The organism is Microbacterium sp. UBA3394, assembly GCF_002358725.1.
GTDB lineage: Bacteria > Actinomycetota > Actinomycetes > Actinomycetales > Microbacteriaceae > Microbacterium > Microbacterium luteum.
Window position 1 is genome coordinate 564 of record NZ_DEPK01000273.1, and the last position, 14,454, is coordinate 15,017.

General features: G+C 72.1%; 15 protein-coding genes and 1 riboswitch. Of the genes, 11 read left to right on the forward strand and 4 right to left on the reverse strand.

The genetic code is table 11. The features are described 5' to 3' along the window. The 4 genes from B4E30_RS15775 to B4E30_RS15790 form a co-directional block, all read left to right on the forward strand. Window positions 1-771 (forward strand): enoyl-CoA hydratase/isomerase family protein (locus B4E30_RS15775; protein WP_286796166.1); only part of this gene is annotated, 771 nt, incomplete at its 5' end. Between the two features lie 4 nt (window positions 772-775). After that, entirely contained in the window at window positions 776-1,666 is an 891-nt protein-coding gene (locus B4E30_RS15780) for an LssY C-terminal domain-containing protein (protein ID WP_348670277.1), read from the forward strand. Beyond that, the gene (locus B4E30_RS15785; RefSeq protein ID WP_286796168.1) at window positions 1,663-2,262 is read left to right on the forward strand and encodes a hypothetical protein; all 600 of its coding nucleotides are present in this window, start codon (window positions 1,663-1,665) and stop codon (window positions 2,260-2,262) included. The genes B4E30_RS15780 and B4E30_RS15785 overlap by 4 nt, the downstream gene beginning before the upstream one ends. A 48-nt stretch (window positions 2,263-2,310) precedes the next feature. Continuing rightward, the gene (locus B4E30_RS15790; protein ID WP_286796170.1) at window positions 2,311-3,261 is read left to right on the forward strand and encodes a J domain-containing protein; all 951 of its coding nucleotides are present in this window, start codon (window positions 2,311-2,313) and stop codon (window positions 3,259-3,261) included. A 17-nt stretch (window positions 3,262-3,278) separates the two neighbouring features. Here the strand turns inward: B4E30_RS15790 and B4E30_RS15795 are convergent, their stop codons facing one another. Then, complete coding sequence (locus B4E30_RS15795) at window positions 3,279-4,820, reverse strand: D-alanyl-D-alanine carboxypeptidase (RefSeq protein ID WP_286796172.1); 1,542 nt, start codon at window positions 4,818-4,820, stop codon at window positions 3,279-3,281. A gap of 39 nt (window positions 4,821-4,859) precedes the next feature. Further along, window positions 4,860-4,970: riboswitch (TPP riboswitch) on the forward strand. Between B4E30_RS15795 and B4E30_RS15800 the strand changes: the two genes are divergently transcribed. The 3 genes from B4E30_RS15800 to B4E30_RS15810 all read left to right on the forward strand — a co-directional run bounded on the left by B4E30_RS15800 (window position 4,963) and on the right by B4E30_RS15810 (window position 8,077). Then, on the forward strand, window positions 4,963-5,589 hold the full coding sequence (locus B4E30_RS15800; RefSeq protein ID WP_071045484.1) for an ECF transporter S component: 627 nt from the start codon (window positions 4,963-4,965) through the stop codon (window positions 5,587-5,589). Its footprint overlaps the riboswitch before it by 8 nt. Further along, window positions 5,589-7,301, forward strand: a complete 1,713-nt coding sequence (locus B4E30_RS15805) for an ABC transporter ATP-binding protein (RefSeq protein ID WP_286718112.1) — start codon at window positions 5,589-5,591, stop codon at window positions 7,299-7,301. Before B4E30_RS15800 ends, B4E30_RS15805 begins: the two co-directional genes overlap by 1 nt. After that, entirely contained in the window at window positions 7,298-8,077 is a 780-nt protein-coding gene (locus B4E30_RS15810; protein WP_286796175.1) for an energy-coupling factor transporter transmembrane component T family protein, read from the forward strand. The genes B4E30_RS15805 and B4E30_RS15810 overlap by 4 nt, the downstream gene beginning before the upstream one ends. Window positions 8,078-8,227: 150 nt before the next feature. On the opposite strand, the gene B4E30_RS15815 is transcribed toward B4E30_RS15810, so the two are convergent. Then, window positions 8,228-8,962: an aminoglycoside 3'-phosphotransferase gene (locus tag B4E30_RS15815; protein ID WP_286717758.1), complete on the reverse strand. Its 735-nt coding sequence runs from the start codon at window positions 8,960-8,962 to the stop codon at window positions 8,228-8,230. Between the two features lie 235 nt (window positions 8,963-9,197). On the opposite strand from B4E30_RS15815, the gene B4E30_RS15820 reads away from it, so the two are divergent. From B4E30_RS15820 to B4E30_RS15830, 3 genes are read left to right on the forward strand one after another with little or no spacing between them, the layout of a single operon-like run. Then, entirely contained in the window at window positions 9,198-9,959 is a 762-nt protein-coding gene (locus B4E30_RS15820; RefSeq protein ID WP_286796177.1) for an SDR family NAD(P)-dependent oxidoreductase, read from the forward strand. A 44-nt stretch (window positions 9,960-10,003) separates the two neighbouring features. Beyond that, window positions 10,004-10,804: an enoyl-CoA hydratase/isomerase family protein gene (locus tag B4E30_RS15825; RefSeq protein WP_286796179.1), complete on the forward strand. Its 801-nt coding sequence runs from the start codon at window positions 10,004-10,006 to the stop codon at window positions 10,802-10,804. Continuing rightward, window positions 10,801-11,637, forward strand: a complete 837-nt coding sequence (locus B4E30_RS15830; protein ID WP_286717762.1) for an SDR family oxidoreductase — start codon at window positions 10,801-10,803, stop codon at window positions 11,635-11,637. The genes B4E30_RS15825 and B4E30_RS15830 overlap by 4 nt, the downstream gene beginning before the upstream one ends. A 125-nt stretch (window positions 11,638-11,762) precedes the next feature. Here B4E30_RS15830 and B4E30_RS15835 read toward each other — a convergent pair whose 3' ends face one another. Beyond that, the gene (locus tag B4E30_RS15835; protein ID WP_286796181.1) at window positions 11,763-12,227 is read right to left on the reverse strand and encodes a GNAT family N-acetyltransferase; all 465 of its coding nucleotides are present in this window, start codon (window positions 12,225-12,227) and stop codon (window positions 11,763-11,765) included. Window positions 12,228-12,428: 201 nt separating this feature from the next. Next, a complete protein-coding gene (locus B4E30_RS15840) occupies window positions 12,429-13,265 on the reverse strand; it encodes a Cof-type HAD-IIB family hydrolase (protein WP_286796182.1) in 837 nt (278 codons plus the stop codon). 209 nt (window positions 13,266-13,474) lie between these two features. Between B4E30_RS15840 and rlmN the strand changes: the two genes are divergently transcribed. Further along, window positions 13,475-14,454: 23S rRNA (adenine(2503)-C(2))-methyltransferase RlmN (gene rlmN / locus B4E30_RS15845; RefSeq protein WP_286796183.1), on the forward strand; the 980-nt coding region annotated here is incomplete at its 3' end.

A 14,454-nucleotide genomic window follows, 5' to 3' on the forward strand; every position in this document is an offset into this window, starting at 1 on the left:
AACGCCGCGATCGCGGAGTACCCGGTGCCGATCGTCGCGTACGCCGACGGCATCACCATGGGCGGCGGCATCGGGCTCGCGGGCCACGCCCGCATCCGGATCGTCACCGAACGCTCGCGCCTCGCGATGCCCGAGACCCGCATCGGCTTCACCCCCGACGTCGGCGGCAGCCTGCTCCTGGCGCGTGCGCCGGGCCGCCTCGGCGAGTACCTGGCTCTCACGGGCGCCACGATGACCGCCGCCGACGCGCTCTACGCCGGATTCGCCGACCACCTCGTGCCGACGATGCACCTCGGTCCGCTCGCCGAGGCGCTCGAGACCCGCGCCGACCCGGGGTCGCCGTCGGAGATCGTGCTGCTGTTCGACGACACCCCCGATACCTCCGCGCTCGAGCAAGCACGCGGATGGATCGACGACGCCTTCGCCGCCCCCACCGTCGCCGAGGTCGTCGAGCGCCTGCGCGCCAGCGACGTGCCCGCCGCGCGGGAGACCGCCGGCACCCTCCGCGAGCTCTCCCCGACCTCGCTGACCATCACGCTCGAAGCGGTGCGCCGCGCACGGGGCCTTGACCTGCGGCAGGCGCTCGACCAGGAGTACCGCCTGGCCCAGTGGTTCGCCGTGACACAGCCCGACCTCGCCGAGGGCATCCGCGCACAGCTGGTCGATAAGGATCGCTCACCCCGCTGGGAGCCGGCATCCCTCGACGCCCTCGCCCCTAACCTGGTCGACGAGGCGTTCTCGTTCGTTCCGTCCGTGCCGCTCTGGGGGTGACACCATGGCCCGCCGACCCATCACCCGGCACCGTCGCCGATGGTCGCTCGGCATCGCCGTCGACTGGTTCTTCTTCACCTTCGCGGGGCTCGCGGCCATCTGGCTCGCCTACCTGAGCTTCACCGAATCGTTCAGCCTCGGATGGTGGGGCATCCTCGGCGTGCTCGCCTTCTGGGTGCTGCTGGCCTACCTCGTCCTGCCGCGCCTGCACCGCATCCTCACGACGGTCTACGTGCCGGAATACTTCATCGGCCGTGCCCGCACCAGCGACGGACTGCTCGGCGACCCCGTCAACCTCGCCTTCATGGGCGACGGCGACCAGATCGAGGCCGCGCTGCGAACCGGTGGATGGACGCGCGCCGACGACGTCACCCTCGCGTCGTCGTGGCGCATCATCAGCTCGACGATGACCCGACGCAGCTACGAGCACGCCCCGGTGAGCCCGCTCTTCCTCTTCGGCCGCCAGCAGGACTTCGCCTACCAGCAGGAGGTCGACGGCAACCCCGGCCAGCGGCACCACGTGCGGTTCTGGCGGTGTCCGGACGGATGGCTGCTGCCCGGCGGCCGCCGCGTCGACTGGCTCGCCGCCGGCACCTTCGACACCTCCGTGGGTCTGTCGCTGTTCACCCTCCAGGTCACCCACAAGATCGACGCCGACACCGACATCGAGCGCGACCACATCGTCGCCACCGTCTCCGCCGACCCGCGTGTTCGGGTGGAGGTCATCGAGGACTTCTCCACGGGCTACCACGCACGAAACGGCGGCGGCGACAGCATCCGCACCGACGGAGACCTACCGATCGTCGACGTGCGCGGCGTGCCGGCCGCGCCGGGGCCGGACGCCGCGTCTGCGCCGGACGCCGCACCGGGGCCCGGGAGCGAGGTGATCGCATGAGCACGCCCGAGTCCTCGCGCCCCTCGCCGCGCGACGTGCCCAAGCGTCACGCCTACGAACCGCCCGCGAGCCTCCTTCGCCGACCGGGCTTCGATCCGCACATGAAGCGCCCGCTCAGCACGCTGGCCGGGGGCATCCTCGTCATCCTCAGTGCCTTCGCCGCCGCGCTGTTCATCGCCGACGTCGCCCTGCGATGGTTCACCGACACCGCCGACGAGGTCGTGTGGATGCTCGGAGACAGCGTGACCCCGGACGCTCGCCTCGCGGGGCTGTATGCCTTCCTCGGCATCGGCGGATTCTTCGTGCTCGCCGAGCTCGTGCTCGCCGTCTTCGTGCTCCGCGGGCGCAACGGCCCGCGCGTGATCGTCATGACCTACTCCACGATCACCATCTGCGTGACCTTCGCGGGCTGGTGGGCCGGCGGACAGGATGTCACGTTCGAGACCAGCCTCATCTCGGTCGCCACGGACGTGCTCATCCTGCTCGCACTGTCGTCGCAGGACGCCGCCGCCTATGCCCGCCGCTTCGAGGTGGTCGCCGACACCCCGGGTGAGCCGCCGGCGAACCTGGGAGCCGGGCAAAGGGAATCTCAGTAGCCTGGATTCCTCACCGCCGCGCCCGCGACGGGAGTGCTGGGAGGCGCCGTGTTCGACAGTCCGCTGTCCGCGTCCGCCTACGATCTGCTCGGTGTGGACCCCGCCGCCGACGCCGAGACGCTCCGCCGGGCCTATCGCCTGAAGCTGCGGCAGTCGCATCCGGATGTCGGCGGGGATGCCGCCGTGTTCGTGCAGGTGCAGCGGGCGTGGGAGCTGGTCGGCACCGCCGACGCGCGCGCATCGTACGACCGCCGCAACGGATTCGCTGACGCCGGTGAGCCGGGAGCGCCGTCGTCCGAACCCGCTGCCGACGCCGAGAAGCCGGCGTGGAGCAGTCCCGCGCCGCCTCGCGCGAACGCGCGCCCCGACACGCGCCCCCGCGCCCGCAGCCACGGGCAGCCCGGCGGATGGCGCCGCGAGAAGTACCTCGAGCTCATCCGCGAATGGGTCGGCCGCGGCGTCGAGATCCCCGACCCGTACGCCCCGCACCTGGTGCGCTCGGCCCCCCACGAGGTGCGCCGGCTGCTCGCCGACGCGCTCGCCGAAGAGGCCACCGCCGTGATCGTCTCCGAGCTCGGCATGGGCTACACCGCGTGGCACGACATCGACGCGGGCCGGGCGAAGCTCGATCACATCGTGCTCGGGCCGAGTGGCCTCTACGGCATCCTCTCCGAGGACTTCGGCCGCCCGGTGCGCATCAAGCGCGGCGAGGTCGCCGACGTCGACGGCGGTCCGATCTCGACGCACGTCGCCGCGATGCGCACAGTCGGGCGCGCGGCGCGGGTGAAGTTCGGCGGGGCGATCGTCGTGCTTCCGGATGACGACGTCGAGCACGCCATCCAGGAGATCGGGAAGGTGCGCGGTGTGCCGACCGCCGTCGTGGGCCGGTCCGCGCTGTCGACCGTGCTGCGGCGGGGGATCACCGGCACCCGGCCGCTGGGCGGCACCGAGGTCTTCGAGATCCGCACGCGCCTGCAGGCCGCGGTGCGCTTCGCCTGACCCTGACCTGCTCGGGCTCAGCCGGCCAGGCCGAAGAGGTCGAGCGGATGCGTCAGCCGCCACCACGGGTCGGGGTCCTCGATGTCGTCAGCGAGCTCGAGCGTGACGGTGGTGGCGTCGAGGGGACCGTCCACCGACATGGTCCCCACCACCTCGCCGTCGCTGCGCGCATCGTCCAGATCGTAGGACGCGTCGACGGTCGCGCTGCCCCCGTCCCACAGGATCACCGATGCGTCATCCGACACGACGATGTCGACATCCGACCCCCACAGCGTCGTGACGGCGCCCGCCACCGTGCCGGCGGTCACCGACGGCTCCGGCTGCAGATTCGCGACGGCCTGCTCGTACATCGAACGCGATGCGTCATCGCGCCCTTCGGCGTCGACCTCGCCCAGCACCGAGGCGTAGAGGCGGACGGTCGTGTCGCCGATCGCCACATCCTCGGCGGAGAGCAGGTTCCAGCTCTCGTCGAGCGTGCCGGTCTTCACGCCGACGACGCCCTCATCCGCCAGCAGAGTGTTGGTGTTCTCGACCAGGCCGGCTCCGGGCAGGTCGACCGAGCGCGTGGCCACGATCTCAGCGATCACCGGGTCGGCGAGAGCCCGGGATGCGAGCGCGAGCAGCGACGCCGGATCGGCGGTGTTGCCTGGATCGATGCCGGTCGGCTCGACGACGGTGATGCCGTCGAGGCCGTGCTGGGCGAGCCACGTGTTCGCGGCATCGGCGAAGAGGGCGTCTGAGGCCCAGATGCGGCTGGCGAGGCGGTCGGCGTAGTTGTTCGCCGACCCGATGAGCATGCCCTGCAGCATCTGGTATTCCGTCAGCGTGCCGCCGACCGGCACATCCAGCGCCGACTCGTCGCGATAGCGGTACTCCCAGTACTCGGCGCTGTCGGCGGCCGAGAAGGAGTAGTCCGGACCCGACTCGCCGACGGCGAGCGGCATCCGGTCGAGCACGAGCAGTGCGGCGACGACCTTCGTGATGCTCGCCATCGGCGCGACCGCGTCGGAGGAGGCGAGGGTCGACGAGATGCCCGCGACGGACACCGCCGATGAGCCCGGCTCGGGCCATGACATCTCGAGCGGGGTGGACGCGATCGGCGCGACCTCGATCGGCGTGACCGTCGGGGCGACGGCGTGGAGCGGCCAGAGCAGCGTCGTCGCGGCGTAGGCGCCGACCACGAGCGCCGCTGCCGCGGTCGGCCACACGACGCCGGGGCGCCAGAGGCTCCGACGCGGACGCTTCGCGAGCAGATCGGCTCCGACCGAGGTGTACGACGTGGTCGCGGAGGACAGGTCCACCGGCGCGGCGGTGCGGGCGAGCGTGGCCGCGTCGACCCAGGCGAGCGCGGCCGTAGTCGGTCCCGCCGCGGGGGTGTCGGTCGGCGCCACCGTGCCTTCGCGCTCCGCAGTCGCGTCGGGCTCCGTGGCGGCGTCGGGCTCCGTTGTGACATCGGGCTCCGTTGTGACGTCGGCGGTCTGGGCGGACTCGGGCGCGGACGAGCCCCCGCGCTGCCGCAGCGACCGGCGCGTCGTCGGCGGTGCGTCCTCCACAGTCACCCCGCCAAACTATCGCGTCGCTCCCGCGTTATACTCATCGGCACACACCGCGGGAGTCCGACGAGTCGGGCTGAGAGGGAGCGAAACGCGCTTCGACCGCCGAACCTGATCCGGATCATGCCGGCGCAGGGAGGGAGTAATCATGCACGCGTCCACGCGCACGTCCACATCCGATTCCGTCACGACGGGCCGATTCCGCTGGCGCATCGTCGATATCGTCGTCGCCAGCGTCATCGCCGTCGCCTGCGCCGGGATCTTCCTGGTCTGGAACGTCGCCTACGAGGGGCCGTCGTCCCTCCTCACCCCGCTGCTGCCGGGAGTGCAGGGCCTGCTCGCAGGTCCGTGGCTCATCGCCGGCGTGCTCGGCGGCCTCATCGTGCGCAAGCCCGGCGCCGCGCTCTACACCGAGACGGTCGCCGCCGTCATCTCGGCCCTCGTCGGCAACGCGTGGGGGCCGCTGACGATCGTGTCCGGCCTCGTGCAGGGTCTCGGCGCCGAGCTGATCTTCCTGGTCTTCGCCTACGCCGTGTGGCGCCTGCCGGTGGCCCTGCTCGCCGGCGCCGGTGCCGGTCTCGCGTGCGGCATCAACGACCGCATCCTCTGGTACCCCGGCGCCGACGTGCTGTTCACCACCGTCTACATCGCCTCCACCACGGTCTCCGGCGTCGTCATCGCCGGCCTCGGCGGCTGGCTGATCATGCGCGGCCTCGCCGCCACCGGTGCGCTCAGCCGCTTCGCCGCCGGGCGTGACGTCGCCCAGCGCGTGTAGTGGCCGCATCCGCGACACCCGCCGTCGAAGCGCAGGGGTGGGGATGGCGCTACGCCACGCGTCACGCGTGGGCGGTGCGGCAGACCAGCTTCCGGATCGACCCGGGCGAGCGCGTGCTCCTTCTCGGCGCATCGGGGTCGGGCAAGTCGACGCTGCTGCAAGGCATCGCCGGCGTGCTCGGCGGCGCGGACGAGGGGGAGCAGGAGGGTCGGCTGCGCGTGGCGGGGGCTGCGCCCGCCAGCGCGCGCGGCGCATCCGGACTCGTGCTGCAAGACCCCGACGGCCAGACCGTGCTCGCCCGCGTCGGTGACGACGTCGCTTTCGGGTGCGAGAACCTCGGGGTGCCGCGCGAGGAGATCTGGCCGCGGGTGCGGCACGCCCTCGACGCCGTCGGGCTCGACGTGCCCCTCGATCGCGCGACGGCCGCGCTGTCGGGCGGGCAGAAGCAGCGTCTCGCGCTCGCCGGAGCGGTGGCGATGCGACCCGAGGTGCTGCTGCTCGACGAACCGACCGCGAATCTCGACCCGGCGGGCGTCGTGGAGGTGCGCGACGCCGTCGCACGCGCGCTCGACGCCACCGGCGCGACCCTCGTCGTGATCGAGCATCGCACCGACGTGTGGCTCCCGCTGGTCGACCGCGTCATCGTGCTCGCCCCCGGGGAGGGCGTGGTCGCCGATGGCTCGCCGCACGATGTGCTCGGCCCCGCCGCATCCCGCCCGCCCCGCACGCCGAGCCCTTCCCGGCCGTCGAGCCCTTCCCGGCCGTCGAGTGCACGGGAACTCGCCGAGCGCACGGGTTCTGGCGCGCGAGTGGCCGTGCACTCGGCGGAAAGTCGTGCACTCGGTGCGGCGGAGGCTGGCGCCGCGCACGACGCGGCGCACGACGAGGCCTCGAGGGGTGAGGATGCGGTGCCGCGGCGCGCGCGGGAGCTCGCGGCAGACGGGGTGTGGGTACCGGGCGTGCCGCCGGCGTACCCGCCGGAGCCGACGGCACGCCCTGGCGAGGTGCTGCTCAGCGCCCGCGACCTCGTCGTCGCGCGCGTGCCGGGAACGCCGGTGGCCGGCCCGTTCGATCTCGACGTGCGCGCCGGCGAGGTGCTCGGCGTCGTCGGGGCGAACGGTGCCGGAAAGTCCACGCTCGGTCTCACACTGGCGGGGCTCCTCCCTCCCGAGTCGGGCGTCGTCGAGGCCGCGCCGAACCTGGCCGCCGGCGCGACGCCACGACGACGGCGCGACGGCGAGAGCCGGCATCCGGTGCAGTGGTCCTCGCGCGCGCTGCTCACCCGCATCGGCGCCGTGCTGCAGGATCCGGAGCACCAGCTCCTCGCACGGACGGTGCGGGAGGAGCTCGAGGTCGGCCCGCGCGCACTCGGGCTGCCGGCCGATCGCATCGCCGAGCGCGTGGACGAGCTGCTCGAGCGGCTCCGCCTCGCGCCGCTCGCCGCCGCGAACCCCTACACGCTTTCCGGGGGTGAGAAGCGACGCCTCACCGTCGCGGCGGCCCTCGCGACCCGGCCGCGTGTGCTCGTGCTCGACGAACCCACGTTCGGGCAGGATGCGCGCACGTGGGCGGAACTCGTCGCGATCATCGCGCGGCTCCGCGACGGCGACGGCGACGATCCGCCCCTCGCGGTCGTCGCCGTCACGCACGACGCCGCGGTGCTCGAGGCGCTCCACGCCCGCCGGTTCGTCGTGGGAGAGGTGCCGGCATGAGTCCGGATGCCGGGCGCGGCGTCGTCGCGCGCCTGAACCCGGTGGCCAAGCTCGGCGCGGCCCTCGCGATCGCGCTGCCGCTCGTGGTGACGATCGATCCCGTCTCGGCGCTGGTGGCCTTGCTGCTCGAACTGCCTCTCCTTCTCGCGGCGGGACTCTCGCCGCGCCAGTTCTGGCTGCGCACCCTCCCGCTGTGGATCGCCGCACCCGCCTCGGCGGTCACGATCGCGCTCTACGGTGCCGCGTCGGGGGAGGTCTACGTCGAGTGGCTGTTCGTGCGCATCAGTGAGGGATCGCTGATGCTGGCGATCGCGACCTTCCTGCGGGTGCTCGCGATCGGGCTCCCGGCCGTGGTGCTGTTCGTCACCGTCGACCCCACCGACCTCGCCGACGGGCTGGCGCAGATCGTGCGCCTTCCCGCGCGGTTCGTGCTCGGTGCGCTCGCCGGCATGCGCATGCTCGGGCTCCTGACCGACGACTGGCGCGCGCTCGCTCTGGCTCTGCGTGCGCGCGGCCTCGCCGACACCGGCCGCCTCCGGCGCGGGTTCGGGATGGCGTTCGCGCTGTTCGTCCTGTCCATCCGGCGGGGTTCCTCGCTCGCCACCGCCATGGAGGCGCGGGCGTTCGGAGCCCCCGGCCCGCGCACGTGGGCGCGCGAGTCCCACTTCGGCCGCGGCGACACCCTGCTGCTCCTCGCGGGCTTCGCCATCAGCGCGACGGCGCTCGCCGTCTCGATCGCCGTCGGCGCCTTCAACCCCATCCTCGGCCCCTCCTGACGCATCCCCGCCCGCCGCGTACGCCGCCGGTGGCCCCCGCCGCGCGCATCCGCCCGCCGAGAAACGCCGATCGGCCCGAGACACACCGCATTGCGTGGTTTCTCGCGGCCGAAGTGGTTTCTCGCCGGGTTCGTTGGGTGCGAGGGCCGGTCAGGTCGCGTTCCAGAGCGACCGGTAATACTCCTGACGCTCGGGATCGGGCGCGACGCCATAGGCGTCGAGGAGCGTCGCCTCCCAACCGGGACCGTAGTTCCACTCCGTGCTCATCGCGGCGACAGCGATGTCGGCCCAGCGGTCGGCGACGCCGAGGGCACCGAGATCCACGTGTCCGGTGATCCGGCCCTCGAGGTCGAGGATCGTATTGGGGCTGCACGCATCGCCGTGGCACACGACTACTCGATCGATCCGGGGCGCCTTCCGCAGAGCAGCGGGCAGACGGATGCCGCGCCGCGCCGCGTTCGCCACGCGGGCATCCACACTCCAGTCGAACGGGCAGGAGTCGACCGGAAGAGCGTCGTGGAAAGCCCGCAAGCCACGGCCGATGGCCCGGACGGCGACCTCGCAGCGACCGGAGTCGATCGTCCACCGGGGCGCCACCGCGCTCTCGCCGGCAAGCGCGACCGTGACGAGCCACTCGTGATCCTCGTCGCTGCCGACCTCCAGAACCCTCGGCACCGGCACGGATCCGCCCGCCCACGCGAGCCGTTCGGCTTCCTCGGCCATCGAGGACTCCTCGTTGCGCGGGCCGTACTTGAGGTACCTGCCGTCATCCGTCCGGAACGTCACGCCGCCGATCCCATTGCGCCACACCGGTGTGAGCGCGACGTCGCCGGCGAGATCGCGCACGCGCGGCGGCACCGGCTCGCCGGCATCCGGAATCGACACGCGACCATCCTCCGCCTCCGGCGTGCGAGAAACACCGTTCGGCGCGAGAAACGCCGCGATGCGTGGTGTCTCGCGGCGGAAGTGGTTTCTCGGCGAACCCGCGACGGGTGCGGTGGCCGGGCGCGGGGGCTAGCCTGGGGATGACTGCGCGCGGCGGTGAGACGGCGTCTCACGTAGGCTGGAACTCGATGTCGCCGGTGGCGTTTGCCGCCGGCATCCGTTCGAAGGAGAACCGATGGAGCTCACGCACGCCTCCGCCCTCGTCACCGGGGGTGCCAGCGGACTCGGGCTCGCCACGGCGAAGCGTCTCGCCGCGGCGGGTGCGGCCGTCACGATCGTCGATCTGCCCTCGTCGCCCGGCGCCGATGTCGCGGCGAGCCTCGGCGGCACGTTCGCCGCGGCCGACGTGACCGACGCCGACCAGGTCGCCGCGGCCGTCCGCACCGCATCCGAAGCCGCCCCGCTGCGGGTCGTGGTCAACTGCGCCGGCATCGCCCCGCCGGCCAAGGTGCTCGACCGCGACGGCTCACCGACGCCCCTCGACGCGTTCGAGCGGATCATCCGCATCAACCTCATCGGCACCTACAACGTGATCGCGCAGGCGTCGGCGGCCATCGCGAAGACCGAGCCGACCGCATCCGGAGACCGCGGCGTCATCGTGGGCACCGCCAGCGTCGCCGCCTTCGACGGCCAGATCGGCCAGCCCGCCTATGCCGCCAGCAAGGGCGGCGTGCACGCCATGACCCTGCCGATCGCCCGCGAGCTCGCCCGCTACGGCATCCGCGTGTGCACGATCGCACCGGGCATCATGGAGACTCCGATGCTCGCCGGGCTCCCTCAGGCCGCGCAGGACTCCCTCGGTCAGCAGGTGCCCTACCCGCAGCGGCTCGGCCGCCCCGACGAGTACGCCGCGATGGTGATGTCCATCGTCGACAACGGATACCTCAACGGCGAGACCATCCGCCTCGACGGCGCGATCCGCATGGCGCCGCGCTGAGCCACCCCGGCCGCATCGGCATCCGCACGTATACAAGGAGAACGATGAGCGAATCGATCCTCATGTCGGTCGCGCAGGGCGTCGCCCGGCTCACCTTCAACCGTCCGACGCGGCTGAACGCCATGGACTTCGAGATGGGCACCCGCTGGCGCGATCTCGCCCACCAGGTCACCGACGACCCGACGGTCGAGGCGATCATCCTGGATGCGACCGGCCCCGCCTTCTGCGCCGGCGGCGACGTGATCATGATGGCGACCTCCGGCGCGACGGGGGAGCAGGTCACCGAGACCGCCCACGTGATCCACGACGGCATCCGCGCCCTCGCGCACAGCGACAAGCCCATCGTCGCCGCCGTGCAGGGCGCGGTCGCCGGCGGCGGACTCGGCCTCATGCTCACCGCCGACTACGTCGTCGCCAGCGAGAAGGCGACCTTCGTCAGCAAGTACGCCAACATCGGCCTGACTCCCGACCTCGGCGTCTCGACGCTGCTTCCGGCGGCGATCGGTCAGCGCCGCGCCCTCCAGCTGCTGTTGCAGGATCGCACGGTCGATGCGGCCACCGCGCTGGATTGGGGACTCGTGGCCGAGGTCGTCGCCCCCGAGGCGCTCGCCGATCGCGTCGCCGAGGTCGGCCGGTTCTGGATGTCGGGGGCGACCGCCGCGTTCGGTCAGGCCAAGCGGCTCGTCCGCGTGGGCGCCCACCGCGATCTCGCCGCCAACCTCGACGACGAAGCCCGCACGATCGGCGCGTCCTTCGCCACCGACGACTCCCGGGAACGGGTGGCCGCGTTCGCCGCATCCGCCCGCTCGGCCACCCGCCCCGCCACCGAAGGGACCGCACGATGACCGACGCACCGCTTGCCGGCAAGACCATCCTGATGTCGGGCGGCAGCCGCGGCATCGGCCTCGCGATCGCCGTGCGTGCCGCCCGCGACGGCGCGAACGTCGCGCTGCTGGCCAAGACCGACACCCCGCATCCCAAGCTCGAGGGCACCGTGCACACCGCGGCCGAGCAGATCGAGGCCGCCGGCGGCCGGGCGCTGCCGCTGGTCGGCGACGTGCGGAACGACGACGACATCACCGAGGCCGTGCTGAAGACGCAGGGCGAGTTCGGCGGCATCGACATCGTCGTCAACAACGCCAGCGTCATCGACCTGTCCGGGTCGCTCGACCTGTCGGCCAAGAAGTACGACCTCATGCAAGACGTCAACGTGCGCGGCACGTTCATGCTCTCGCGCGCGGCGCTGCCGATGCTGAAGGATGCCGCCAACCCGCACATCCTGTCGCTGTCGCCGCCGCTGAACACCACGCCCCGCTGGCTCGGCGCCCACACCGGGTACTCGATGGCGAAGTTCGGCATGACGATGGCGACGCTCGGCATGGCGGCGGAATTCGCCGACGACGGTGTCGCGGCCAACACGCTGTGGCCGGCCACGACGATCGCGACCGCCGCGGTGCAGTTCGCCCTCGGCGGCGAGCGCATGATGAAGGTCAGTCGCACGCCGGAGATCTACGCCGACGCCGCCTACGAGGTGCTGTGCCAGCCGTCGCGGGCGTACACGGGGCAGACGCTCATCGTCGAAGATGTGCTGCGCGCGGCCGGCGTGACCGATCTCTCCGGCTACGCCGCGACGCCCGGCACCCCCGACGACGAGCTCTTCCCCGACATCTTCCTCTGACCCGCGCCCAGCGCATCCGCTCTCGACCGCGCCGATAAACGCCGAACCTCGCGAGAAACGCGGCGATGCGTGGTTTCTCGGCGCGTTCGGTGTTTCTCGGTTCGGGGTGTGCGGCGTCGGCGGAGTCAGACGAGAGGCTTGCGGAGGAAGACCTGGGCGACGCCGTCGCCCTCGTCGACGCGCTGCGTCTCGCGATAGCCCTCGCGTTCGTACAGGCGCAGATTCGCCTCGCTGAGCGAGCCGGTGAACAGCTCCGCCTCGCTGGCGCTGGCCGCCCGGCCACGGCGCTCGACCGCCGTCAGCAGCGCTGTTCCGATCCCGTTCCCCTGCTGGTCGGGAGCGATGGAGATCCGCCCGATGAGCAGCAGGCTGCCATCCACGCGGGCGCGCACGGCACCCACGATCCGCGACCCGTCGACCGCGACGCATCCCAGGTTCTCGGTCAGCTCGTGTTCGAGCTCCTTGAGGGTCTGGGTCAGCGGAGGCATGTCCGGGTCGCCGTAGATCAGGGCCTCCTGCACGAAGGCGGCGCGCTGCAGGGTCAGGACTTCTCCGGCGTCGGCGGGCCGGATCTCTCGCACGTCGGTCACGGTCTCGACGCTACGGCGTCGGCGGACGGGAGGGTGTGGGGTTGCGCTCGCGGGTCGGACGCTGCCGACAAACGCCGAACCGCGGGAGAAACGCCGCGATGCGTGGTTTCTCGCGGCGAACGGCGTTTCTCGGTGTGATGCGGGGCGGGGCGGGCGCGCGCATGGCGGGCGGGGCGGATGCGCGCGGCGCGCGGGCCCGCGTCAGATGAGGCCGTGGCGACGGAAGGCGTTCGCCACGCCGTCGGCGGACACGCTCGTGGTCACGTCGTCGGCGAGGGCCTTCAGTGCGTCGGGCGCGTTCCCCATCGCGATGCCGGTGCCGCACACCTGGAACATCTCGACGTCGTTCCAGCTGTCGCCGATGCCGATCGCGTCGTCGCGGCTGAGGCCGAGGTGCTCGAGCACCGCCTCGATGGCGGAGCCCTTGGTGACGCCGAGCATCCCGATCTCCCCGTTGGTGCCGCCCGGCAGCGGCATGCTTCCGGCCACCACGTGGAAGCGGTCGCCGAGCGCCGCGGTCGCCCGGTCGACGGTGTCGGGATCGTCGCTCACGAAGACCGCCTTCGCGATGGTGCCGAGATCGACCTCGGCGAGGTCGTCGAATCGCGGCGGTCGCTGGGGCGACGTCTGCGGCTCGTCGCCCGAGTGCGCGCCCTGCCACCGCGAGACGAAGGCGGCGATCATCTCGCGCACGTGCGCCGAGGCGTACACGCCGTCGTTCGTCTGCAGGAAGTACGGAACGCCGGCGTCGATGAACCACGTCTGCAGACGATCGACCGCATTCCGTGGCATGGGGCGGGCGACCACGACGTCATCGCCGCTGGTGGCATACGAGCCGCCGTTCGTGATCGCGCCGTCGAAGCCGATCGCGGCGACGTCGGGATGGATGTCGCCGGCCGACCGCCCCGTGCACAGATACACGAGATGTCCCGCCGCGCGGGCGGCGCGTACGGCGTCGACGGTCGAGGCGGCGACGGTGCGGCCGTGGTCGAGGATCGTGCCGTCGACATCGAGGAAGGCGATTCGCCCCGTGCTCATCGTTCTCCCGCCCGGCCCCGCGGCGAGGCCCCCTCGACCCTACCCGGGCCGGGCGAGGCGCTCGCCGTGAACAACACAGGAGATCCGTCGCCCCGCGGCCGGAGACGGGCCGAAATCGGCGGCTGCCGCCCAGATTCTCCTGTCGAATTCACCGCGCGCGGGTGAGAGGTGGACAGACAGCGTGCAGGTGCGTCCCCTACCCTCGGAACATGCCCGAACAGCCGCCCGTGCGATCCACGACGCCGCCCGAGGCCGCAGCCGTGCGGCAGGTGCGCCCGAAGACCGAGGGGTGGTCGCAGAAGAAGGACGCCGAGGGGCGTCCGCTGCTGCAGTTCGCCAGCCCCAAGCGCGGCAAGCCGCCGGTGCACCTGGCCGACCTCACCGCCGAGCAGCGCGTGGAGAAGGTGAAGGAGCTCGGACTGCCCGGGTTCCGCGCCGCGCAGCTCGAGAAGCACTACTTCACGCACTACACCGCCGACCCTGACCGGATGACCGACCTGCCGGCGGCGAACCGCGAGGAATTCGTCACCGGGATGCTGCCGCCGCTCCTGAGCGAGGTGCGGCGCCTGACCACCGACCGCGGCGACACGATCAAGTTCCTGTGGAAGCTGCACGACGGCGCCCTCGTCGAGTCGGTGCTGATGCGCTACCCGGGCCGCATCACGCTGTGCGTGTCGAGCCAGGCCGGATGCGGCATGAACTGCCCGTTCTGCGCCACCGGCCAGGCCGGGCTCACACGCAACATGTCCGCCGCCGAGATCGTCGATCAGGTCGTTCGCGCCAACGCCCTCATCCGCGCCGGTGAGCTCGGCGAGCCGGAGCATCCCGACGAGCGGGTCACCAACATCGTCTTCATGGGGATGGGCGAGCCGCTGGCGAACTACGCCCGCCTCATGCAGGCGGTGCGGGTGATGACCGATCAGAAGCACGGGCTCGGCATGAGCGCGCGCGGCATCACGGTCTCGACCGTGGGCCTGGTCCCGGCGATCACGAAGCTGGCGAAGGAGGAGATCCCGGTCACCTTCGCCCTCTCGCTCCACGCGCCCGACGACCAGTTGCGCGACGAGCTCATCCCGGTGAATTCCCGCTGGAAGGTCGACGAGGCTCTGGATGCCGCCCGGGCCTACTTCGACGCGACGGGGCGCCGCGTCTCGATCGAGTACGCGCTCATCAAGGACATGAACGACCA